Here is a 22,713-nt window from a genome sequence, read left to right on the forward strand (position 1 = left end):
CCGCTCATCCTTCGGGCCTGCTCCGGCGGCCCAGCCTGCTACGCAATATCGCCATACCCGCCACCAGCAGCACCAGCGGCAGTGCGAACAGCGGCCAGGTGCTGGCTGATACTTGCGGCTTGTAACTGACATATTCGCCGTATCGTTCGACCAGCCACGCGCGAATTTCATCGGCGTTCTGCCCTGCCAGCATTCGCGTGCGGACCTGATGGCGCATATCACCTGCCATCGGGGCATCGCTGTCAGCGATCGACTGGCTCTGGCATTTGAGACAGCGCAGCGTGAACATCAGCTCCTGCGCCTCGGCCTCCAAAGCCGGATCTGCCAGCTGCTGATTGGCATAGGGCGCGGGCGGCATGGAATCCTGCGCCCGCACAGGCCCTGAAAGCAAAACCGCAAAAACCAGCAGCGTATGGACCAGCAGTTTCACTGTGCCGCCTCCGCAAGCTGTTCGAGCAACACGGGCACATGTTCAGCCCTGACATCGCCGATATGCTGGTAAGTGATCACACCCTTACCATCCACGACAAAGGTTTCAGGCACACCGGACGAGCCGATCTCCAGTTGCAATTCAGACAGATCATCCGCGCCGATGCGGCTGTAAGGATTGCCGTTGCGGACCAGAAAAGCCGCCACATCCGCCGGCTTATCGCGGATCGCGATGCCGATGATCTGCGCGCCGTTTTGTTTGAGCGTTTCGAGATGCGGCGCCTCCGCTATGCAAGGCACACACCAACTGGCCCACACATTAAGCAGTTTGGGCTTCCCGTCGGTAAAATCGGCGCGCGAGGCTCCGCGCATTTCGGGGGCCGCCGGCTTGAGTGAAAATTCGGGCAGCGGCTTGCCGATCATCCGGCTCGCCACTTCGCGATCCGCCGGCCGGTTCAACCCTGCGGCAACCAGCACCAGAAAGCCGAGAAAGCCGAGCAAGGGCAACCACAGATACCAGCGCCGGATCATGCGGCAATCTCGCTGCGGCGCTCGGCACTGCGGCGGCGCACGTAATGGCGCTTCAGATCGGCCGCCAGCCGCCCGATCAGTGCGAGCAGACCGCCCAATGCGATCAGAACGCCGCCAAACCAGATCATGGTGACAAACGGTTTCCACCACAGGCGAAGCTGGCGCCGGCCATCCTGCGTTCCGCTGCCCATGACCGCGTAAAGCTGTCCGTTCCAGCGCGTCGATAATGCGCTTTCGGCAGTTTCGCGTTCGGGCGACCAGAAGCTGCGCGATTGCGGCGTCAGCCCGATAGCTGCGCCGCCCTTGTAGCGCGCTTGCAAATTGGCCTGCAGCGCAGTCCAGTTGGGCCCGACTGCGGGAACCACGCTATCAAGCTCGACGGTCCACGGCCCCACCTGCGTCACATCGCCAGCTTTTGCTGCGACCAGCTTTTCGACAGAAAATGCGCTTTCGCTCGCCATTCCGAACAGCGCCGTGGCAATCCCCAGATGGGCCAGAACCATGCCCCAGATTGCCAGCGGCGTGCGCAGCAAGTTCCGGCCTTTGAGCGGAAGAACGCTGCCAACTGCCAGTGCGGCCGAAAATCCCAGGCCCAAAACCGCCAGCACATTCGCATCGCTGAGAAACGCCGCAAATAGACAGGTGACGATTGCCAGACTGGCAATGAAAGCAGCAGGTTTGGTGATTCTCTTGACACCGTCCCTGCGCCAGCGAAGCAGCGGGCCGACTGCCATCACGGCCAGCATCGGCATCACGAAAATGGCACCGACGGGGTTGAAATAGGGCGGGCCGACCGACACGCGCACCCCGAATGCCTCGGTCAGCAAGGGATACAGTGTGCCGACCAGTACCACCGCCAAAATCGCGCTCAACATGACATTGTTGAACACCAGCGCGCCCTCGCGGCTGGATGCGGCAAACCGCTCGCCTTCCTGCACCGTGCCCGCGCGCAACGCGAAGATTGTCAGCGCACCGCCGATGTAGATTGCCAGCAGTACAAGAATGAATGTCCCCCGCTCCGGATCGACGGCGAAGGCGTGGACACTGGTGAGAACGCCAGAACGAACCAGAAAAGTCCCCATCATCGACATCGAAAAGGCGACCACGCCGAGCATGATTGTCCAGGCCCGCAAGGCATCGCGGGCAGCCAGAACACTGACCGAATGAAGCAATGCGGTTGCCGCCAGCCAGGGCATCAACGATGCATTTTCCACCGGATCCCAAAACCACCAGCCGCCCCAGCCCAGTTCGTAATACGCCCAGTAGCTACCCGCGGTAATGCCCAGTGTCAGGAATATCCACGCGCCCAGCACCCACGGGCGCACAGCGCGCGCGAAATCAGGCGTTACCTCGCGCGTCAGCAATGCGCCCAAGGCGAAACTGAATGCTACCGACAGGCCGACATAGCCGAAATACAGCGTCGGCGGATGCAGCGCGAGCCCGATATCCTGCAGCAGCGGATTGAGGCCAAGCCCCTCAAGCGCCGGAGTCGGCAGGCGTTCGAACGGATTGGAAGACAGCAGCAGAAAGGCGTAAAAGCCGATGCCGACGAAGGCCTGCGTGGCAAGCGTGGCCTGCATGGTGCGTTCGGGCAGCCGGTGCTCCAGCCGGGCAATCAGCGCGCCAGCCAGCGCCATCACGGTGATCCACAGCAGCATGGAACCTTCGTGATTGCCCCATGTTCCGCTGAGTTTGAAGATCATCGGCTTCGCAGCGTGCGAATTGGCCGCCACCAGCTTAACCGACAGATCTGTCTGGGCAAACAACCACAGCAGCATCAGGAACGCAAATGCCGCCAATATGCCCTGCATTACCGCAGCGGGGCGCGCGGCCAATGCGAGCGGACCATCGGTTTGCCTGACAGACAATGCGCCTGCAATCAGTTGCAAAACCGCCAAGCCCGCTGCCAGCCACAGCGCCGCCAGTCCAAGCTCCGCAATCACTGGACGGTTTCCGCGACAGTCCGTTTTGCCTGCGCCTCGGTCATGGCCTGCAATTCGCGCGGGACGTAGTTTTCATCATGTTTGGCGAGCAGATTATCGGCAACGAACGTGCCATCCGCGCCCAGCTTGCCCTCTGCGACCACGCCCGATCCCTCGACAAACAGATCAGGCAATATTCCCGCGAACCGGACAGGTATGCGCGCATCGCCGTCGCCGACGACAAATGCCACGGTAACCCCGTCAGCCATGGTTTTCAGCGATCCTTCCTGCACCATGCCGCCCAGCCGGACGGCCTGCGTGGGTGACGGCGGATCAGCGGAAATCTGGCTGGGAACGTAGAAATAGCTTGCCTGGTTACGCAGGCCGTATGCCGCCAGCAGAGCCGCGCCGACCAGCGCGGCCAGCGCGAAAATGATCAGTCCAAGCCGCTGATGTTTGGGTTTGAGCGCGCTCATTTGCGCTTCACCTTTTCGCGGCGGGCTTCGGCGCGGCGCATGGCAAGCCAGCTCCACACCGTCAGCCACAAAGCGCCCGCAATCGTCACGCCGTAGGCTGCGTTGACGAACAGCCAGGGATCGAGCCCTTCGCGCATCAAATGGCTCCCTCGGCCGCTGCCACCTTGCGGCGCAAACGCGCATCGGCCTGACGTTCGGCCAGCAAAGTGCGCATCCGGGCAAGCACGATGCCGCCGAACAGGAGTGAAAAACCCAGTGCCGAGAACGCCAGCGGCCAGAGAAATTCGGGCGCGATGGCCGATTTGCCCATCGTCAGACTGGGCGGCTGGTGGAGGCTGTTCCACCAGACGACCGAACGGTTGATAATCGGAATGTTGACCGCGCCGAGCAGTCCGAAAATGGCTGCAATCCTGCTGGATGCGCCCTCGCGGTCTATGGCGCGGGTCAGGCCGAGATAGCCGAAATACAGAAACAGCAGCACCAGCATACTTGTCAGGCGCCCGTCCCACACCCACCATGTGCCCCATGCAGGCCGCCCCCAGATCGAACCTGTGACGAGGCATATTGCGGTGAACACCATGCCCGGTACAGCAGCCCCGCGGGCCGCCAAAGCTGCCAGCGGGTGCCGCCAGACCAGTTCGGCAAAGCTGGCAATGGCAATCGCGGTCCAGCCGCCCATCCCCAGCCATGCAGCGGGCACGTGCAGGAACAGAATCCGCACCGTTTCGCCCATCAGCCGGTCAGCCGGGGCGACGAAATACCCCCATGCGAGCGAGGCGCCCACCATCAATGCACCGGCCACGAGCAAGATCGGCGTCAGAGGACGCGCAAGCTTCAGGAAGCGGGCTGGATTTGCGTATGCATGCATGGGACTATCGTCACCAATCCTTTGGCATCAGACGCGCGGCGCGGCAAGTATTCCCCGCGCGATTTTGCGGACTGTCCGCCACGCGTCGAAGCGTATTCTAGCGCCCGATCAGCTTTTGAGCCATCCGGTCCGAAACGACGTCGGACGAAACGCCGCTTCGTTCGCTTTCCTGCCAGATTTCGATCAGCCGGCCGGGGATTTGCGCCAGACGCTTGCGCACTTCATTGATATCGCATGGTTCGCCGTGCTGGCGGCAAAGATATTCCAGCGTAACGCTGATGATGCCGCCGGCATTGATGACATAATCCGGCGCGTATAAAATCCCGCGTGCGGCGAGCAGACTGCCATGTTCCGCACGTGCCAGTTGATTGTTCGCGCCGCCCGCAACGATCGGCGCATCGAGCCGGGCGATTCCTTCTTCATCGAGGATCGCGCCCAGCGCGTTCGGGCTGAAAACGTCGCACGCGACACTCATGATCGCGTCGGCCGACACGGCAACGCCTTCAAGTTCGTTTGCCAGTCTGGAAGCTCGGTCTGCGTTGACATCGGCCAGCGTCAGTCTGGCGCCGTCGCGCGCAAGCAACCGCGCAACGCCGCCGCCAACGCTGCCGGTTCCCTGAATGGCCACGTGCACGCCGCGCAGGTCTTTTTTGCCCAGCTTGTGGTGCACGGCAGCCTTGATGCCGTGATATATGCCCATCGCGGTAAACGGACCCGGATCGCCGCCCGCGGCATCACCGTCTTCCACCGGAAGGCCCGAAACATAGGGGGTTTCTTTCGCCACGGCGACCATGTCGGCTTCATTGATGCCGACATCTTCGGCGGTGACGTAACGGCCGCCCAGCGCGTTGACGGTTTTGCCGAATGCGCGCAACATTTCGTGTGTCTTGTTGCTGTTCTTATCCGCCAGAATGACTGCCTTGCCGCCGCCCATGGGCAGCCCGGCCATTGCGTTCTTGTAGCTCATCCCGCGTGACAGGCGCAGCGCATCGCGCATCGCATCTTTGGGTTCGGCGTAATGCCAGAACCGTGTGCCGCCTGCACCGGGGCCAAGATATGTGGAATGCAATGCGATGATAGCGGTCAAGCCAGATTTCCGATCACGCACAAGCTGCACATGCTCGTGATCGTCGAAATCCGCTTCGGTCCAGAATGCCGTCATTGCCCGCTCGCTTTCATCGGCCCGCCTTGGTGGCACAATAGGCCTGGATTTCGCGGCATCGCAAAAGGGATATGGGGCGATCGAGGGGTCTTGAACCCCCGACCTCCGGTACCACAAACCGGCGCTCTAACCAACTGAGCTACGATCGCCATATCCATTACGACTTGCCGCGAAGCGCGCTGAATAAGCCCCACAGGCGCGGGGTCAAGCAGCTAACGGCAAGGCGGCGAGCCTGTTGCATAGCGAGCCGCATTTTGGAAGCGAAAACTGATTTCTGCCCGCTCCGGCGCAAGATTATTTCGCGCTTGAGAATCGGGCGCCGGACACTATCGTTGAATTAATGGCCAATCCGGGCGAATCCTCTGCCGCGCATCTGGGCGCCCAGACCGGTGTCCAGCGGGTCCCCACCCCCAAGCTGGAACTGTTCCAGCGGCGCGGGTTTTTGACGCCCGGGCATTGCCGCGGGTTAATCGGGCTGATCGATCAGGGCCGCCGCCCGTCGGAAATTGCCGATGCCAATGGCGACGCGTATTTTCGCACCAGCGAAACCTGCGATCTGCCCGCCAATGCGCCCGAGGTGCAGCAACTCGAAGTATTGTTGCGGCAATTTACCGGCATCGGCGCCGAATTTGGCGAACCGGTGCAGGGACAGCGTTACGCCCCGGGCCAGGAATTCAAGCAACATACCGACTATTTCGAACCCGGCGGAGAGGACTATGCCAAATTCTGCTCGGTCGCGGGGCAGCGCACCTGGACATTCATGATTTATCTGAATGCGGTCGAGGCGGGCGGCGGCACGCGTTTCAAAGTGATCGGCAAGACCTTCCGGCCCGAGCCGGGCAAACTGCTGGGTTGGAACAACCACCGCGCCGACGGCAGCCTGAATCCTGCCACGCTGCATCACGGGATGAAAGTGCGCCGGGGCGTGAAATATGTGATCACCAAATGGTACCGTGAAAAACCGTGGAGCTGACGCCGTCTGCGCCTAGCCGGCCTCACCTTCGATCCGGTCTTCCGCCTCGTCCTTCTTGAATTCCTTCAACACTTCGCCGGCTTCCTCCTCATCTTCGGAACTGGGCGCTTCGGTTTGCTGATTCCGCTGCCGCGCGGGCACGGGGGCGAGACACAGTTCGGCAAGAACCGGGAGATGGTCCGATCCGACAGGTTCACCCACACTCATATCGCGCAGCAGGAATTCTTCCGTCACGAACAGGTGATCCAATGGCCATCCCAGCCAAGTCATATCGGCCGGGAAGGTGGCATAGGTGCCGCGGCCGACCCGCGGATCAAGGAAGCTACCGATTGTCTTGAACAGGCTGGTGGTGTCGGACCATGCCACATCGTTGAAATCGCCCAGCGCCAGCACCGGCATTTCGATATCGCGGGACTGTTTTGCCGCCACGATGATTTCGGCATCGCGTTCTTCGGTGTCCTGATTGACCGTTGGCGGGCGCGGATGCAGGCCGATCATCCTGAATTCACGCTTGCCTGCCATCAGGGTGGCAAACACCGAAGGCGTGTCTTTCTGCGCCATGTCCTGAATGGTTGCGTCTTTCATGGGCAACCGCGTGGCAAACATGATGCCGTAAGTGTTATCCAACGGGCGGTGAATCTGGTTGGCATAGGGCTGCAACACCGGACCCATTGCGTCAGCCCACGGCTGATCCGTTTCGGTCAGCAGCAGAACATCGGGGTTGGTCCGGCGGATCAAATCGGCGGTTCTTTGATATTCGCGGTTTTTCTGGAGGACGTTGAGCGTGAGGATCGTAAAACAGGCAGCTTCATTGCTTTCACCCGCTTGCACCAGCGCGACCTCTTCTGCCGCCACCGGTGTGTAGGGATAAACGCGGTAAAGCTGCCAGATGGTCAGCCCTGCCAGAACAAGCGGAAACCAGGGCCGCCATCCTCGATCGAGAAACCACAATGCCATTGCGGTAACAACCATCGCAATCAGGATTTGCACGCGGGGAAAATCCCAGATGCGTATCCACCACTGGTTGAGATCGGTCGTGCTCAGCAGCGTTCCGGCAATCAGTATGATTGCAACCAGTCGCAGCAGCCAACGTCCCGCCAGTTTCCATTTCCCCATTGGTGCCAGATCCATTTTGCTCCCCCCCATTCGTATGTTGGCTAGCCGCTTTGCGCGCGATAAACCAGTCGCGCACAAAAAAGGGCGACCCCGCGAGGCCGCCCTTTGGTATCCTGCGATAGTGAAACCGCTTACTTTTTCTTGAGCGACAATCCGCCGAAACGCTTGTTGAACTGGGCAACACGGCCGCCCTGGTCGAGCTGACGCTGGCCGCCGGTCCATGCCGGATGGCTGGTCGGGTCGATGTCGAGCGTCATCGTGTCGCCTTCCTTGCCCCATGTCGAACGGGTCTGGAATTCGGATCCGTCAGTCATTTTGACGTTGATCATGTGATATTCGGGGTGTGTATCGGCTTTCATGTCGTCTCTCTTCCGTAGGTGCGCAGCCGGTTCCGACCGGATACGCTACAGATGCCCTGTGGGCGGATGGTAATTTGCAAGCCGCGCCACTAACCGCAGCAGCGCCGATTGGCAAGCCTTAGTCGCTATCTGCGGGAGGATCGGCCACCATCGCGGTGAATTTCACATCGCAGGTCACTTTCCCGTCCACTTCGGCGCGGCCCCAGAATTTGCAGACGCGGCTGCGCTTCTGGACAAACCCGACATGCAGATCGAGCAGACAGCCCGGTTCGACAGGTGCGCGGAACTTGGCTTCTTCGATTGCCATGAAATAAACGAGCTTGCCGCTGCCCGCCAGTTCGAGCGTTTCGATCGCAAGGATCGCAGCGGCCTGCGCCATGGCTTCGATCTGGAGGACACCGGGCATGATCGGGGCGCCGGGGAAATGGCCCTGAAAAAACTCTTCATTCATGCTGACCGCTTTGATCGCATGGATTTTCTCGCCGATTTCGAGCGAGGCCACGCGGTCCACCAGCAGCAGCGGATAACGGTGCGGCAGGGCCTTGAGGATTTTCCGGATATCGTAGGCGGTTACCGCCTTTTCATCGCTCATGCCCTGCCCCCGAATTTGACTTAGCGGCCGCCGGTTACGGGTGCCTGAGTGGCTGGCTGCTGTGCCTGGGCGGCAGCGGCTGCTGCACGCTGTTCACGGATTTCGCGTGGCTCCCAGCCGGCTGGCGGAACGATTTGTGCGCTTGGCAGCAAACGGTTGAGTTCTGCCAGAATATCCTGGTTCATATTGAGCGTTTCGCTGGCGTACAGTACCGAATCGGGGCTGACCATCAGCGCGAGTTTGCGCGATTTCGCGACATTTTCGATAGCCAGCGCAAGCTGGTCGCGGATCTGTTCTTCGACATAGGCTTCGCTCAGCGCGACGGGCTGGAGGATGGTCTGCAATTCGCGCTGGCCCGATTGCCGCAGGCGTTCCACGGTCGTTGCTTGCGCCTGCAATGCTGCGTTATCGGGGTTTGCTGCCTGACTATCGGTGCGCAAGCGGTCGATCATCGGATTGATCTGCGCTGCGAGCTGTGCCTGACGGGCATTTGCCTGGTCGAACTGCGGCTTGTAAGTTACCTGGCGTTGCTGCTGGGCCACTGTGAACGCATTCGAACGCGCCACAACTGCGGGCAGATTGACTACCCCGATATTCTGGACAGCCTGCGCTGCGGCCGGTGCAACCATGACAGGCGCGGCGACAAGCATCAGGCCAGCGGCCAAAGCCGGTTTGAGAAGAGTTTTCATCAGAATTGAGTTCCTACGTTAAATGAGAATTCTTTAGTGTCATCGCCTTCCTGCTTCGACAGGATTCTCGAAAAGTCGATCCGCAAAGGACCGAAGGGCGAATTCCAGTTCATGCCGATTCCCAGCGCAATGCGCGGTTTCCATGTATCGCCGACAAATTCCTCGGTGAAGGGCGCAATGTTCTGCGTAACGGGATCAAGCGCATTGCCGCTGCCATCGACAGGGCTGGTAGTGGGTATACCATCAGCACCAATGAATAGAAGCTGACCATCCGCGTCGCGCAACTGGTACGTGATGCCGTCCGGGAACGGGCTGGATTGCGTGACCGGATCGGTAATGCTGAACAGCGAACCGACATCCAGGAATATCGACGGGCGCAGTCCCAGTTCGCGGGCGCCGGTGCCAAGCGGAATTTCCAGCTCCGCGCGGCCCAGATAATATGCGTTGCCGCCGATGGCATCATCGGTCAGGCCTTCGCTGCGTTTTTGCGCATAAAGCGGCGCCCCGGCTTCATCCACGCCGATCAGACGGCGGCGGATTACCCGCGGCCCAACACCGCGAACGTCGAAACCGCGCATCTGCGGCTCACCAAGGAAAAACCGGTCGGTAAGGCGGACATCATCGACCCCGACACCGCCCCTGTCTTCAAGGCCGCGGATCGCGCCGCCTTCTGCCTGCAGCGAGAAGATGAAATCGCCCAGCACCTGCCAGTATTTGGTGGCTTTGCTGCGCAGGCGCACATATTTGACCGAACCGCCCAGTCCCGCATAATCGACACCGATGGACACATTCTGTCCGGCAGTGGGACGGAAGCGGCTGTTCAGCGTGCTGTTGGCCAGAGTAAGGCCGAGGATCGAACTGGTTCGCTTGCCGATTGCTTCGCAGAGATAACGGCCCGCAAGCAACGGTTCGCAAGTCGGGACACCATCACCGTCCAGATCAAGGAAGAACTGGTTTTCATCCAGCGTAACATCGTCGAAGTTCAGCGTGTAGCTGCCGATAACCGACGTAAATTCGCTGATCGGCACGCCCGCACGAAGCTGGAAACCGGTGGTCGATTGTTCGTAAGTCGCGCCGTTATCGCGGTTGAAATAATTGTTGTTGAAATCACGCCGATAGACATCGATGCCAGCCGAAATATTCCGGTCGAACAGATAGGGTTCGGCAAAGCTCAGCTGGGCAGAACGCGAATTGCGCGAATAATTGACGCTCGCGCCTACTGTCTGGCCGCGTCCGCGGAAGTTCCGCTGCTGGATCGAGCCTGCGAGAATGAAACTTTCCAAGCTCGAGAAGCCGGCAGACAGTTGCAACTGGCCAGTGGGCTTTTCTTCGACATTGGCTGCCAGCACGATCCGGTCGGGTGCGCTGCCAGGCTGCTGTTCAATCTCGAACCCTTCCTGGAAATACCCCAGACCGTTAATCCGGTTTGTCGAACGCTTCACTTGCAGCGAATTGAACGCATCGCCTTCGGCAATCCTGAATTCGCGGCGGATAACCTTGTCCTGCGTCAGCGTGTTTCCGTTGACGTCGATCCGTTCGACATACACGCGCGGCGCTTCGGCCATCAGGAAGACGACGTCCATCGTCAGATCTTCCTTGTTGCGGGTAAACCGCGGCCGGACATCGGCAAAGGCATAACCGAAAGCGCCCGCAGCTTCGGTCAGCTGTTCGACAGTGTCTTCAACCAGCTTGGCATTGTACCAGTCTTCGGCGGACATCGGCAGGCCGGACGACAATTGCTCGCTATCAAAATCGCGCAACTGGCTTTCAACCGCCACATCGCCGAATTTATAGCGCTCGCCTTCTTCCACCACGTAAGTGATGATGAAGTCTTCATTATCGGGCGTCAGTTCGGCAACCGCCGACACCACGCGGAAATCCGCATAACCTTCAGTCAGATAGAACTGGCGCAGCTTTTGCTGGTCGAATGCCAGACGGTCGGGATCATAGGTCTTGTTCGAACTGAAGAACGAAGTCAGGCGCGCTTGCTTCGTAATCATCTCGCCGCGCAATGTGCCGTCCGAAAACGCCTCGTTGCCGATGATGTTGATCTGGCGGACCTTTGATTTGGGCCCTTCGTTGATTTCGAACACGATATCGACGCGGTTCTGGTCGAGCATGACCATCTGCGGCTCGATCGAGGCGGCAAACCGTCCCTGACGCTTGTACAGCTCCAGAATGCGGGCCACATCGGCGCGCACTTTCGAGCGCGTGAAAATCTGCCGCGGCGCGAGTTTGATCTCGGGCCGGATCTTGTCTTCCTTGAGGCGCTTGTTACCTTCCAGCACAATCCGGTTGATGACCGGGTTTTCCTGTACCGTAACCAGCACATTGCCGTTGTTGAAACCGATCGTTACGTCCGAAAACAGTTCGGTCGCATAAAGGTCTTTGAGCGCTTCGTCGGCATCTGCCTGCGTATAGGGCTGGCCGGCGCGCAGCCGCATATAGCTGACGATGGTATTGGGCTCCAGCCGCTGGGCACCGGCGACCGATATCGTCTGGATGATTTCCTGACGCGGGTCCTGCTGCACGGCTGCGGCGGTCTGCTGCTGGCCGGTAACCGGCTGCGATGCAGCATCCTGCGCAAAGGCTGCATGGGGTAATCCCGCGAGCACTGTGCCGCAAAGCAAGGCCGTGGCCATGCGTGAACTTGTTCCGTTTCCGGAATTGCGGAGCTTTCCCCGTCCAATCATCAACACGGCATTCCCGTCAGTTTAAGCAACAACAACCAAACGCGCCCTTTGCCTGAAACCCGGGCCGCGCACACTGTGCGCGCTCTGCCCTAAGGCGGGTTCTCAATCAAGCTAGGCGCGGCGGCCAATTGTTGCGGTTTGCGTCCTTTCCCCGATTATCTCCCGAATATCGGGAGCGAGGCCAAATCGTTAATTGTGACGAACACCATCAGCGCCAGTACAAAGGCAACGCCGGTTCGGTACGCCAATTCATGACCGCGTGCGCCAACCGGCTTGCGGCGAACTGCTTCAGCCGCGTAAAAAGCCAGGTGCCCGCCGTCGAGCGCCGGGATTGGCAGCAGGTTAATGAATGCCAAGTTAATTGAGATGAGCGCCGCGAAATAGGTGAACTCGCGCCACCCCAGGCTCAGCTGTTCACCGCTGAATTTGGCGATTTTAATCGGGCCGCCCAGCTCGCTGATCGGCCGCCTCCCGGTGATGATCTGCCAGATGCCGTTGACCATCATCACAACGATATCACCGGTTTGCGTTACAGCCAGACCAACCGCTTCAAACGGACCGACATCGAAATATTCCCCCAGCACCGAATAAACGCCAAGCCGACCGATGCGAAATTCGTTTCCGAAGCGGTCGCGTTCGACAATCGTGGGTATCGTGAAATCCAGATCGATGGTTTCCCCGCCGCGATCCATTTTCAGCTTCAGCGTTTCGCCAGGATTCTGGACCACAACCGAACGGACATCTTCAAAGCTGCCAACCGGCTCGCCGTCGAGTTCGACAAACCGGTCACCTGCCTTGATCCCGATTTCCGCCGCTGCATTACCCTCAACCACTCCTTTGACGACCGGCGCGACTTCCAGCCTGCCGTAAGCATAATTGAAGGATGCAAGGATGGCGATTGCGACAAGAAAATTTGTCGCCGGCCCGGCCGCAACAACCAGCGCCCGCTGCCATAGCGGCTGAAACTGGAAGGCTTCTGCGCGTTCCTGCCGGGTGAATTTTGCCGCCGCCGCATCGTCGGGGATGCTGGCGGGGTTCATGTCTCCGGCGAACTGGACATAGCCGCCCAGCGGCAGCGCCGAAACTTTCCACCGCGTCCCGCGCTTGTCATTCCAGCCGCACAGTTCCTTGCCAAAACCGATCGAAAACGCATCGGCCTTGATCCCGAACACCCGCCCGACCAGCAGATGCCCCAACTCGTGCACAGTCACCAGCGGGCCCAGCACAAGCAGAAAGCCCAGCACCATCATCCAGACAGGTACATTGGGAACAGCTTCGATCACTCAGTTCGTCTCCAGCATTTCAGCGGCGCGTTTACGCGTCATGGCGTCCAGCGCCAATACCTCTTCGAGATTGGCCGGCGCGCATTCGCCAGTCGCTTCAAGATTGCGTTCCACCTCTGCGGCAATCCGCGTGAACCCGATCTGACCGGACAGAAACGCGGCCACCGCAACCTCGTTGGCTGCATTTAGCACAGCCGGGGCTGCACCGCCTGCCCTGATTGCCTCGCGCGCCAACCGCGTGGCGGGGAACCGCGCCTCGTCAGTCGGTTCGAAGTCCAGTGATCCGATGGCTGCCAGATCCATCGGCGCAATATCGGTTTCCATCCGCGACGGCCACGCCAGCGTTGAGGCGATTGGCACGCGCATGTCGGACGGCCCAAGCTGCGCCAGCGTGGACCCGTCGCGGTATTCGACCATCGAATGCACCACCGATTGCGGATGGACGATGATCCGCAAGTGATCCAGCCCGACAGGAAACAGATGATGCGCCTCGATAAATTCCAGCCCCTTGTTCATCATCGTCGCGGAATCGACACTGATTTTGGCTCCCATGTCCCAATTGGGATGCGCCACGGCCTGCTGCGGCGTGGCACATTTCAGCTGTTCGTGCGTCCAGGTGCGGAACGGGCCGCCACTGGCAGTCAGCGTGATCCAGCGCACGTTGGCCAGATCTTCGCCCGCCAGACACTGGAAAATCGCATTATGCTCGCTATCGACAGGCAGCAGGGTCGCGCCATGTCTTGCAACCGCGGCGATCATCACATCGCCGGCAGAAACCAGCGCTTCCTTGTTGGCCAGCGCGACGGTCCCGCCCTGCTCTATCGCTGCCATCGTGGGCGCCAGCCCGGCACAGCCCACGATTGCCGCCACGGTGACATCCGCGCGCATCGCTGCAGCTTCGCAAAGGGCTGCGGTGCCGCCAGCGACCTTGATCGGCGTGCCGGACAGGGCCTCGCGCAATCGGGAAACTTTGCTTTCGTCGGCGACCACGGCGATTTCCGCGCCGAATTCGCGCGCCATCGCGGCCAGATCATCGACGCTGGAATTGGCGGTCAGCGCCTTGACGCGCCACGCATCGCGGTTGCTGCGGATCAGATCCAGCGTCGAAGTGCCGACCGAACCCGTCGCGCCAAGGATGGAGAGCGAACGGGTCAAGGCATGAAGCTCATCGCCGCAGCGGCGATCAGCGCAACCGGGAGCAGTCCGTCAACCCGGTCAAACACGCCGCCATGGCCCGGAATGAGCCGTGACGAATCCTTCGCACCCGCCTTGCGTTTCAGCCAGCTTTCAAAGAAATCGCCGGCTTGCGCCGCAACCGCCAGAACCGCGCCGCCAATCGCAAAGGGCAACACATGGCTGGTTGGTGAAGCCGCATCGCCAAGCGACATGATGACGTAGATGCCGCCAGCCAGCCACACCGCAGCCGCCAGCATCCCGCCACATAATCCGGCCCACGTCTTGGAAGGACTGATGCGCGGCGCGATCTTCGGCCCGCCAATAGCCCGGCCCGAAAAATAAGCCCCCGTATCCGTGGCAATGACGGTGCCGAGCACGAGCAACAACTGTTGCGCGCTGAAGCCCAGCAAAGCGCCGGCTGCCAGGCCGATATATACGCCGCCCGCAATCAGACCTGCCAGCCGGTACGGGATATTGCCGGTCGCCTTTACCACCAGCAGCACGTATTCCACGAAACAGGCCAGCGCCACCAGCACGATAAAGCCTTTAAGCCAGTTGCCGCCCAGCCAGATCGCCGCGATTGCCAGGCCCAGCATAACCACCGCCGATGCTGCGCGAACCGGCAGATCGACATTCTTTTTCGCCCGAGCGGCCGCTTCCGGCCCGTTTACTTCGGGCGCGATATTATCGTCCGCCATATCGCCGCTCCCTGCCGGCAAACCGGTCGAGCGCCGCTTGCAGATGTCCGGGTGTGAAATCGGGCCACAATTCGTCCACAAACATCATTTCGGCATAGGCGGCCTGCCACAACAGGAAGTTCGACAGCCTGACTTCACCGCTGGTGCGGATCAGCAGGTCGAGCGGCGGCAGATCGGCAGTATCGAGATTGGCGGCGATGCTTTCAGCGGTAATGTCACCCGCGCTGGCGGCCTTTGCCGCGGCGCGCACGATTTCGTCCTGCGATCCGTAATTCAGTGCTACCGCCAGGGTCCGCGAACCTTTCGATGTACGCTCCAGAGCATCCTCAAGCTGCGTGACAATATCCGGCTCCAGAGCCTTGTAATCACCGATAATTTTCAGCTTCACATCATTGGCGATAAATTCCGGCAGGTCCGATTTGATGAACTTGCGCAGCATCCCCATCAGGTCACTGACCTCGTCTGCCGGACGCTTCCAGTTTTCGGAGGAAAACGCATAGAGCGTAAGGCAATCGATACCCATTCCCTCGACACTGCGGACCAGTTTGCGCACCGCTTCCACACCGCGCTGATGCCCCATCGCGCGCGGCAGATGGCGCTGTTTCGCCCAGCGCCCGTTACCATCCATGATGATCGCGACGTGGCGTGCGCGCACGCTGTCCGAGCTTGCCTCCGCCATGTTCAGTTCCAGGCTCCCATCACCCTCACTGGGTCATGATTTCCTTTTCTTTATGCTCCGAAGCAACGTCGATTTCAGCGACATATTTGTCGGTCATTTTCTGGACTTCATCTTCCAGACGCTTGCGGTCGTCTTCGGAGATTTCTTTGGCCTTTTCATCGTCCTTGAGCGATTCCATCGCATCGCGGCGCACGTTACGAACGGCGATCTTGGCTTTTTCGCCGTATTGACCCGCCAGCTTCGACAATTCCTTGCGGCGTTCTTCGGTCAGATCGGGGATCGGCAAGCGCACATTCTGCCCATCGGTCATGGGGTTGAGCCCGAGGCCCGCCTTGGCGATGCCTTTTTCCACCTGGACCACATTGCCCTTGTCCCACACCTGCACGCTGAGCATCCGCGGTTCGGGCGCCGAGACCGTCGCAACCTGGTTGAGCGGCATCAGCGCGCCGTAAACCTCAACCATCACCGGATCGAGCAGCGTGGTGTTGGCGCGCCCGGTACGCAAACCGCCCAGATCGCTTTTCAATGCTTCGACAGCGCCAGTCATGCGGCGATCAATGTCGGATTTATCGTATTTGGCCATGCTCAGGCTTCCTTGCTCTGTGTCTCTTTTACGATGGTCTGGACCCCTCCGCCGCCAATCACGCGCACGACATTACCCTTTTCACGGATCGAGAACACCACGATCGGAATACTGTTTTCGCGGCACAGCGCAACGGCGGTCGCGTCCATAACTTTCAGATTGTCGTTCAGCACGCGGCTGTAAGTGATTTCATCGAAGCGTTTGGCGTCGGGGTTGGTTTTGGGATCGCTGTCGTAAACCCCGTCCACGCTTGTCCCTTTCAGCAGCGCGTCGCAGCCCATTTCGGCAGCGCGCAGGGCAGCGCCCGTATCGGTGGTGAAAAACGGATTGCCCGTTCCCGCGGCAAAAATCACGATGCGGCCTTTTTCGAGATGCCGTTCGGCGCGGCGGCGGATGTAAGGCTCGCACACGGAAGACATCGGGATGGCCGATTGAACGCGCGTGGGGACGCCCGCCTGCTCGAGTGCATTTTGCATCGCCAGCGCGTTCATCACGGTCGCCAACATACCCATATAATCGCCGGTGGTGCGGTCCAGCCCGCGCGCTGCGCCCGCAACACCGCGAAAGATATTGCCGCCGCCGATCACCAGACAGATTTCAAGTCCGGTATCCTTTGCCGCTTTCACTTCTTCGGCAAGCCGCGCGACATAGGCCGGGTCGATCCCGTAATCCTGTTCACCCATCAGCACTTCGCCTGACAGTTTGAGCAGGATGCGTTTATATCCGGGATCTGTGGCTGGCGTTGACATAGGGCGAGGAGAATCCAACTGGTTTCAGGTTGCGGCGTTCCTTAGCCGCATGGCCGCGCAGGCGCAAAGGGAAAGCCTGTGGAGTAATGACGCCCAACCAGTCGGCGCCCACTGCATTGCGCCCGGCGGTGTCCAGTGTGCCGAGCCCGACGCCGACGCCAACGCCGGCGCCAACGCCGACGCCGAATACCAGCCGTCCCGCCATCATCGATGCCAGCAGCAGCAGGATCACTATCCAGGCCGCCAGTATCCCGCTTGTCACGCGCCAGTTTTTGGGCGGCAATCCCTGAATCAGGAACATCACGATTCCCGCTACATTGACGCACACCAGATTGATCGCGAACAGGAACAGTGCATTTGCCGCCACGGCGGGTTCGCCGGTTCCCAGAAAAATGCCGGTGGCTGCAAGCGGGGGGACCAGAGCAACGGCGACCATAACCCCCACCAGTGTCAGCGAAGCGCCGCGGCTGAACGCCAGAACACCTGCTGCACCGCACGCGAGCGCCAGCGCAATATCGGCAGCCTGCACGACCGTGCGGCTTTGCAATTCGGGAACAAGCGGATCGATGGTCACCGACAGCCCGACCACAATGCCCCCCGCTACTGCAAACAGCGCGCCCGCCAGAAGCGTTCCGGCCGCTTTCCATCCCAGCGCCCGGTTGCCGACAGTCGCAGCCAGGGCGACGCCCATGGTCGGCCCCAGCAGCGGGGCAATTATCATCGCGCCGATCACAACCGCGGTCTGGCCGCTACGCATACCCAAACCGGCGATTATCGACGACAAGACCACCGTCAGCAAATAGCTGGGGGTTATGTGCAGGCTTTCCTCGATATCGTCATAAAGTTCGTCGGTGCTGATCCGGTCACGACTGAAAAACCGTTCGATGGCGGTGGGCGGGCGCAGCGCGCCGGGACCGGCTAATTCCGTCTCTGCCGTTTCCGCGACAGGCGGCAGGACCGCTTCGAGCTGCGCGACATAGGCGGTAAAATTGGGCACAGACCCGAACACCGCATCCAGTTCACTCAGTAGGCGTTCGGCGTACCGTTGTTGCACGATACAGCTGTATTTTTCCTGGCTACCGGGCACCGTCTCACGCCAGAACCGCCGGCAATGGCGCGGCAGCATTTCCTCCAGTTGCGTGACCATTGTTTCCGGGATAAATATCTCGACAAGCCGGGCGGACATATGTTTTACCCCTCAACGCTGCGAATATCGCGTGCTGCCAGTCCAGCGCACAGGCGGCAGGCAGCGTAGCATAGGGCCGCCGGATACACGCTGCCAAGCCAGCCGTCCCGATGCAGGCGAAGATACCTCGCAACCGCCCGAACGAAGGTTTGCCGGGGCGGCCTATCCCCGGTCAGCGTTTGGATGGCGGGATGGAGGCGGAACCCGTTTTCCTACATCCGGTTCAGCCGCTACGGATGCTGCGTTCTTTCTCATTGTCGGATATCGATCACGGCACGCGCAACTTTGGGGACATTTATGTCTTTTTCGCGATTTGCGCAAAACCACGAAATCTGTCACCCTAAAGAATAAACAATCGTTTCAGATGTTTAAGGGTTAATCGGTAGAGTTACAGGGTGTAACTAGTGTAACCCTGGCGCAATTTTACCGCGCCGGGACCAACCGGCCTTCAGGCACAAAAAGGCCGCCGGACCCGAGAGGATCCGGCGGCCATACTGTCCAGCAAAACTTTTGTCGCTCCCGCGAACGCAGGAATGACGAATGTTCGGTTTCTTTAGCCGCCAACAGCAGCCGCGACTTCTGCGGCGAAGTCGTTTTCTTCCTTCTCGATGCCTTCACCCAGCTGGAAGCGGACATAATCCTTCAGCACGATTGCGGAACCGGCTTCCTTGCCCGCCTGTTCGACAACCTGGGCGATGGGTGTCTTGTTATCCATCACGAACAGCTGGCTCAGAAGCGCATTTTCCTTGGCGAACTTGCTTACCGCACCTTCGACCATCTTTTGCTGCACGTTTTCGGGCTTGCCGCTTTCGGCAGCCTTTTCCGCAGCGATAGCGCGCTCGCGCGCGATCAGTTCGGCGTCGAGACCGTCGGCATTCAGCGCCTGCGGGAAAGCGGCGGCGATATGCATGGCCAGCTGTTTGCCAAGCGGTTCGAGCACGTCGGCACCCGCTTCGCTTTCAAGCGCAACCAGAACGCCGATTTTGCCGAGGTTGGGCGCCGCAGCATTGTGGATGTAGGGAACGACCATTCCGCTGGAAACAGAAACGGTCTTCATCCGGCGGACCTGCTGGTTTTCACCGATCGTCGCGACATTGTCGGTCAGTTTGTCGGCAACCGTGCCGCCGCCGGGATAGGCAGCACCCTTAAGCGCTTCGACATCATCACCGGCCACGCCAAGTGCGGCGGTGGTGGTGTTGCGCACGAAAGACTGGAACTGGTCGTTCTTCGCAACGAAATCGGTTTCCGAATTCACTTCGACGGCAACGCCCTTCGTGCCTTCGACTGCAACGCCGACCAGGCCTTCTGCAGCGGTGCGGCTCGATTTCTTCTGTGCGGTGGCAAGACCCTTGGCACGCAAGGCATCGACCGCGGCTTCGATGTCGCCGCCAGCTTCGGTCAGCGCTTTTTTGGCGTCCATCATGCCCGCGCCGGTTTTTTCGCGCAGTGTTTTTACGTCAGCGACTGAAAATGCAGCCATCTCTCGTGTCCTTTTTCAAAAAGTGAAGGGCGCCGAACCAGTTGTGGTCCGGCGCACCAGTTGTTCTGTAAGTGGGGCCGCGCCGCCCTGTTCGAAGGGCGAGGCGCAAACGCCTCAAGCTTCGGTAGCGGCTTCTGCTGGCGGGGCTTCCATGGCGCCGATGTCGACACCCGAATCGGCCACACCCTGATCGCCGCCCTTGCGGGCTGCCTGGCTGATCGCTTCACAATAGAGGCGAATCGCGCGGGCCGCATCGTCATTACCCGGAATCGGGAATGCAATACCGCTTGGATCGACATTGGTGTCGAGCACGGCGATCACCGGAATACCAAGCACGTTGGCTTCCTTGATGGCGAGCTCTTCCTTGTTTGCGTCGATCACGATCATCACGTCGGGAATGCCGCCCATGTCGCGGATACCGCCAAGCGAAAGTTCCAGTTTCGTGCGTTCGCGCGTCAACTGGAGCGTTTCTTTCTTGGTAAGGCCGGACATTTCGCCGCCAAGCTGCTCTTCAAGCGTCTTGAGACGCTTGATCGAACCGCTAATCGTCTTCCAGTTGGTGAGCATCCCGCCCAGCCAGCGATGGTTGACGAAATGCTGGCCCGAAGCGCGGGCAGCTTCTGCGATAGGCTCCTGCGCCTGACGCTTCGTGCCCACGAACAGAACCTTGCCGCCCGACTTTACGGTCGCGGCAACAAAATCGAGAGCGCGTGCGAACAGCGGTACGGTCTGCGACAGGTCGATGATGTGGACACCGTTACGCGCGCCGAAAATATACGGCTTCATACGCGGGTTCCAGCGGTGGGTCTGGTGGCCGAAATGCGATCCGGCCTCGATCAATTGCTGCATCGTGACGGTAGGTGCCGCCATAAGTAAATTCCTTCCGGTTATACCTCTGGAAAGCAGGAACTATCAGCGGAGATCCCGCATCAGCACCGGTATGTGCGCTTTCCATGTGAATTTGCCCGAGGGCATATGCCTGGTTCGAAATGGCCAGAATCGGCCGAATCTGCGCAAGGCGAGCGTCACCTAGCGGCTGTTGTGACGGAAAGCCAGCCTCAATTCGGCGCATTTGTTATGCAATTCGTCTCTGCTTGCACTTGACAGCCTAGAACAAATCGAGAACACTGGCTTCATTGTTGGAACACAGCCGGCTTTTGGGTGTTCTCCACTAACTATCCACAGGCTGTCAACAGATTGGCAACAGGTTTGCGGATATTCGGAACAGGACGATTACGATGCTCGCTTTTGTATTTACTGCCGGATTTGTCGCCATCACTTTGCTGGCGGCTGCAACGCTTGCCGACAGTTATTATCGTGCGTTTAAAAGTTATGGCCGGATCCGCCGTTCAAACGCCGCGCTGCGCAACACCCGCTGCGTCACGGTTCACTTTGAAAACGCCTCCGGTCGGTCTGAACCGGCAACGGTGACGTGTATCGGATCGGCTATGGCAGTGCGGCAGGCTCTGCCGGTGGTTTCGCGCCCGCAGCTTCGCGTTGCCGCTTGACCCGGCTGTAACGCATGATCCCCAGCGGCATCAGCGCCAGATAGGCAGCGCAAATCGCCACCAGCGTCCACCAGGGCTCGCTTAGCAACGCGGCAAACAGCAGACCTATACCGAAGATCATTTCCAGGCGGACACTTCGCTGCGGCTTGATTGCCGACCAGCTCAACGTCGCGATGTTCGAAATCATGAAAAACGCCATCAGCGCGATCCACACAGCATTGACGATCGGGTCGCGGAACGCGTCGATCCCGGTCGCAATCCAGAGATAGAATGGCAAAAACGCCAATCCCGCCCCTACCGGTGCCGGCACGCCGGTCAGGAAACCTGCAGACTTGTGCGGCTGATCATCCTCGTCGATCTGCGCATTGAAGCGGGCAAGCCGCAATGTCGCCGCCAGCGCGAATGCCAGACAGGCAAACCAGCCGAAACGCGGCCAGTCCTGCAACGACCAAAGATAAAGAATGAGCGCCGGCGCCATACCGAAAGAAAGCGAATCGGCAAGACTGTCCAATTCCGCACCGAATCGTGATTGCGCTTTCAGCAGCCGCGCGATGCGGCCATCGATACCGTCAAGCACACCGGCCAAGATGACGGCGAAGAGGCTTTTTTCCCAATCGCCAACAATAGCAAAGCGGATCCCGGTCAAACCAGCACACATTGCCGCTGCGGTAATTGCATTGGGCACAACCGCGCGAAGCGAAAGCCCGCGGCCTGAGAACCGCCGTTTCCGGACTTCACCTTCTGTAGCTTTGGGGCCTACCCGTTCGCCCAGATCATCCATTATTGGCTTACACCCTCGATCAGCTTCTGATCGCCAACCTCGGCCAGAACAGTCTCTCCGGCAACAACTTTTTGACCTAAAAGCACTTTTGCCCCGGTCCCGGCGGGAAGATACACATCGACCCTGCTGCCGAACCTGATCAGTCCCACCCTTTGACCAGCCGCAAGAATATCACCCGGTTTGACGAAGGGAACGATGCGGCGCGCCAGCAAACCGGCGATCTGGGTAAAGCCGATCACCAGTCCGTCGCTTCGTTCGATCATGATGTGCTGCCGCTCGTTTTCTTCACTCGCCTTGTCGAGGTCGGAATTGAGAAATTTACCGGGCATATAGACCATGCGCTTCACGGTGCCGCCGATCGGCGCACGATTGATGTGCACATCGAAAACGGACATGAATATGGAAATCCGCGTCACCGGGCCAGCAGGGGGGTTGCTTCCGGCCTGTTCGTCAATCAACTGCAATTCTGCCGGTAGCGGCACTTCCTTGATCAGCGAAACCTGCCCATCCGCAGGAGAAATTATTGCCGTGTCGCTTTGCGGGACAACCCGTTCGGGATCGCGGAAAAACGCAAACACACCGCCAGCCAGCGCCAGCAGCGGCCATCCGATGAATGACAGATCCAGCAGCAGCAGAAAGATCAGACTGATGCCCACGGCAATCAGACCGAATTTCCGCCCTTCAGGGTGGACCGAGGGAAGCTGCCAATCAACTTCTCCGCGTCCGCGATTATCTAATAAGTCACCAGCCATCTTTATGTACCTAGGGATTACAACTGTG

Annotated in this window: 24 protein-coding genes and 1 tRNA gene; 1 reads left to right on the top strand and 24 read right to left on the bottom strand. The window is 59.8% G+C overall.

Translation table 11 applies throughout. The features are described from left to right. Nucleotides 1-4: 4 nt before the first annotated feature. From WFP06_RS09045 to WFP06_RS09080, 8 genes are all read right to left on the bottom strand, one after another. A complete protein-coding gene (locus WFP06_RS09045) occupies nucleotides 5-430 on the bottom strand; it encodes a cytochrome c-type biogenesis protein (RefSeq protein WP_336986847.1) in 426 nt (141 codons plus the stop codon). Beyond that, a complete protein-coding gene (locus tag WFP06_RS09050; RefSeq protein WP_336986848.1) occupies nucleotides 427-960 on the bottom strand; it encodes a DsbE family thiol:disulfide interchange protein in 534 nt (177 codons plus the stop codon). The genes WFP06_RS09045 and WFP06_RS09050 overlap by 4 nt, the downstream gene beginning before the upstream one ends. Further along, nucleotides 957-2,903, bottom strand: a complete 1,947-nt coding sequence (locus WFP06_RS09055; RefSeq protein WP_336986849.1) for a heme lyase CcmF/NrfE family subunit — start codon at nucleotides 2,901-2,903, stop codon at nucleotides 957-959. The genes WFP06_RS09050 and WFP06_RS09055 overlap by 4 nt, the downstream gene beginning before the upstream one ends. After that, a complete protein-coding gene (ccmE, locus tag WFP06_RS09060) occupies nucleotides 2,900-3,358 on the bottom strand; it encodes a cytochrome c maturation protein CcmE (protein ID WP_336986850.1) in 459 nt (152 codons plus the stop codon). Before ccmE ends, WFP06_RS09055 begins: the two co-directional genes overlap by 4 nt. Next, on the bottom strand, nucleotides 3,355-3,495 hold the full coding sequence (locus WFP06_RS09065; RefSeq protein WP_336986851.1) for a hypothetical protein: 141 nt from the start codon (nucleotides 3,493-3,495) through the stop codon (nucleotides 3,355-3,357). Before WFP06_RS09065 ends, ccmE begins: the two co-directional genes overlap by 4 nt. Continuing rightward, a complete protein-coding gene (gene ccmC / locus WFP06_RS09070; RefSeq protein WP_336986852.1) occupies nucleotides 3,495-4,226 on the bottom strand; it encodes a heme ABC transporter permease CcmC in 732 nt (243 codons plus the stop codon). The genes WFP06_RS09065 and ccmC overlap by 1 nt, the downstream gene beginning before the upstream one ends. Nucleotides 4,227-4,323: 97 nt before the next feature. Further along, nucleotides 4,324-5,388, bottom strand: coding sequence for a Glu/Leu/Phe/Val family dehydrogenase (locus WFP06_RS09075; protein ID WP_336986853.1), 1,065 nt, complete (start codon nucleotides 5,386-5,388; stop codon nucleotides 4,324-4,326). 72 nt (nucleotides 5,389-5,460) lie between these two features. Then, nucleotides 5,461-5,537: transfer RNA gene (locus WFP06_RS09080), tRNA-His, on the bottom strand. A gap of 191 nt (nucleotides 5,538-5,728) precedes the next feature. Here WFP06_RS09080 and WFP06_RS09085 point away from each other — a divergent pair. Continuing rightward, complete coding sequence (locus WFP06_RS09085) at nucleotides 5,729-6,361, top strand: prolyl hydroxylase family protein (RefSeq protein WP_336986854.1); 633 nt, start codon at nucleotides 5,729-5,731, stop codon at nucleotides 6,359-6,361. 12 nt (nucleotides 6,362-6,373) lie between these two features. On the opposite strand, the gene WFP06_RS09090 is transcribed toward WFP06_RS09085, so the two are convergent. The 16 genes from WFP06_RS09090 to WFP06_RS09165 form a co-directional block, all read right to left on the bottom strand. Continuing rightward, nucleotides 6,374-7,492: an endonuclease/exonuclease/phosphatase family protein gene (locus WFP06_RS09090; protein WP_336986855.1), complete on the bottom strand. Its 1,119-nt coding sequence runs from the start codon at nucleotides 7,490-7,492 to the stop codon at nucleotides 6,374-6,376. A gap of 116 nt (nucleotides 7,493-7,608) precedes the next feature. Then, nucleotides 7,609-7,836 carry a 50S ribosomal protein L31 gene (gene rpmE, locus WFP06_RS09095; RefSeq protein WP_336986856.1) on the bottom strand — a complete coding sequence of 76 codons (228 nt, stop codon included), beginning with the start codon at nucleotides 7,834-7,836 and terminating at the stop codon, nucleotides 7,609-7,611. A 118-nt stretch (nucleotides 7,837-7,954) separates the two neighbouring features. Beyond that, nucleotides 7,955-8,428, bottom strand: a complete 474-nt coding sequence (fabZ, locus tag WFP06_RS09100; protein WP_336986857.1) for a 3-hydroxyacyl-ACP dehydratase FabZ — start codon at nucleotides 8,426-8,428, stop codon at nucleotides 7,955-7,957. 20 nt (nucleotides 8,429-8,448) lie between these two features. Next, the gene (locus tag WFP06_RS09105; RefSeq protein ID WP_336986858.1) at nucleotides 8,449-9,117 is read right to left on the bottom strand and encodes an OmpH family outer membrane protein; all 669 of its coding nucleotides are present in this window, start codon (nucleotides 9,115-9,117) and stop codon (nucleotides 8,449-8,451) included. After that, entirely contained in the window at nucleotides 9,117-11,759 is a 2,643-nt protein-coding gene (bamA, locus tag WFP06_RS09110) for an outer membrane protein assembly factor BamA (RefSeq protein ID WP_336986859.1), read from the bottom strand. The genes WFP06_RS09105 and bamA overlap by 1 nt, the downstream gene beginning before the upstream one ends. 206 nt (nucleotides 11,760-11,965) lie before the next feature. After that, nucleotides 11,966-13,060 carry an RIP metalloprotease RseP gene (rseP, locus tag WFP06_RS09115; RefSeq protein ID WP_336987669.1) on the bottom strand — a complete coding sequence of 365 codons (1,095 nt, stop codon included), beginning with the start codon at nucleotides 13,058-13,060 and terminating at the stop codon, nucleotides 11,966-11,968. Between the two features lie 33 nt (nucleotides 13,061-13,093). Next, nucleotides 13,094-14,248, bottom strand: coding sequence for a 1-deoxy-D-xylulose-5-phosphate reductoisomerase (locus tag WFP06_RS09120; RefSeq protein WP_336986860.1), 1,155 nt, complete (start codon nucleotides 14,246-14,248; stop codon nucleotides 13,094-13,096). Further along, nucleotides 14,245-14,967: a phosphatidate cytidylyltransferase gene (locus tag WFP06_RS09125; RefSeq protein ID WP_336986861.1), complete on the bottom strand. Its 723-nt coding sequence runs from the start codon at nucleotides 14,965-14,967 to the stop codon at nucleotides 14,245-14,247. The genes WFP06_RS09120 and WFP06_RS09125 overlap by 4 nt, the downstream gene beginning before the upstream one ends. Continuing rightward, nucleotides 14,954-15,646: a polyprenyl diphosphate synthase gene (gene uppS / locus WFP06_RS09130; RefSeq protein WP_336986862.1), complete on the bottom strand. Its 693-nt coding sequence runs from the start codon at nucleotides 15,644-15,646 to the stop codon at nucleotides 14,954-14,956. Before uppS ends, WFP06_RS09125 begins: the two co-directional genes overlap by 14 nt. Nucleotides 15,647-15,671: 25 nt before the next feature. Then, nucleotides 15,672-16,229: a ribosome recycling factor gene (gene frr, locus WFP06_RS09135; RefSeq protein WP_336986863.1), complete on the bottom strand. Its 558-nt coding sequence runs from the start codon at nucleotides 16,227-16,229 to the stop codon at nucleotides 15,672-15,674. Nucleotides 16,230-16,231: 2 nt separating this feature from the next. Continuing rightward, nucleotides 16,232-16,978: a UMP kinase gene (gene pyrH, locus WFP06_RS09140; protein WP_336986864.1), complete on the bottom strand. Its 747-nt coding sequence runs from the start codon at nucleotides 16,976-16,978 to the stop codon at nucleotides 16,232-16,234. Next, nucleotides 16,947-18,164, bottom strand: coding sequence for a TIGR00341 family protein (locus WFP06_RS09145; RefSeq protein ID WP_336986865.1), 1,218 nt, complete (start codon nucleotides 18,162-18,164; stop codon nucleotides 16,947-16,949). Before WFP06_RS09145 ends, pyrH begins: the two co-directional genes overlap by 32 nt. Nucleotides 18,165-18,717: 553 nt before the next feature. Further along, nucleotides 18,718-19,644 carry a translation elongation factor Ts gene (gene tsf, locus WFP06_RS09150; RefSeq protein ID WP_336986866.1) on the bottom strand — a complete coding sequence of 309 codons (927 nt, stop codon included), beginning with the start codon at nucleotides 19,642-19,644 and terminating at the stop codon, nucleotides 18,718-18,720. Nucleotides 19,645-19,758: 114 nt separating this feature from the next. Beyond that, nucleotides 19,759-20,514 carry a 30S ribosomal protein S2 gene (rpsB, locus tag WFP06_RS09155; RefSeq protein WP_336986867.1) on the bottom strand — a complete coding sequence of 252 codons (756 nt, stop codon included), beginning with the start codon at nucleotides 20,512-20,514 and terminating at the stop codon, nucleotides 19,759-19,761. 576 nt (nucleotides 20,515-21,090) lie between these two features. Beyond that, nucleotides 21,091-21,933: a CDP-alcohol phosphatidyltransferase family protein gene (locus tag WFP06_RS09160; RefSeq protein WP_336986868.1), complete on the bottom strand. Its 843-nt coding sequence runs from the start codon at nucleotides 21,931-21,933 to the stop codon at nucleotides 21,091-21,093. Then, the gene (locus tag WFP06_RS09165) at nucleotides 21,933-22,685 is read right to left on the bottom strand and encodes a phosphatidylserine decarboxylase (RefSeq protein ID WP_336986869.1); all 753 of its coding nucleotides are present in this window, start codon (nucleotides 22,683-22,685) and stop codon (nucleotides 21,933-21,935) included. Before WFP06_RS09165 ends, WFP06_RS09160 begins: the two co-directional genes overlap by 1 nt. Between the last annotated feature and the right edge of the window lie 28 nt (nucleotides 22,686-22,713).

This window comes from Altererythrobacter aquiaggeris, assembly GCF_037154015.1.
In the GTDB taxonomy this organism is placed as follows: Bacteria; Pseudomonadota; Alphaproteobacteria; order Sphingomonadales; family Sphingomonadaceae; genus Aestuarierythrobacter; species Aestuarierythrobacter aquiaggeris.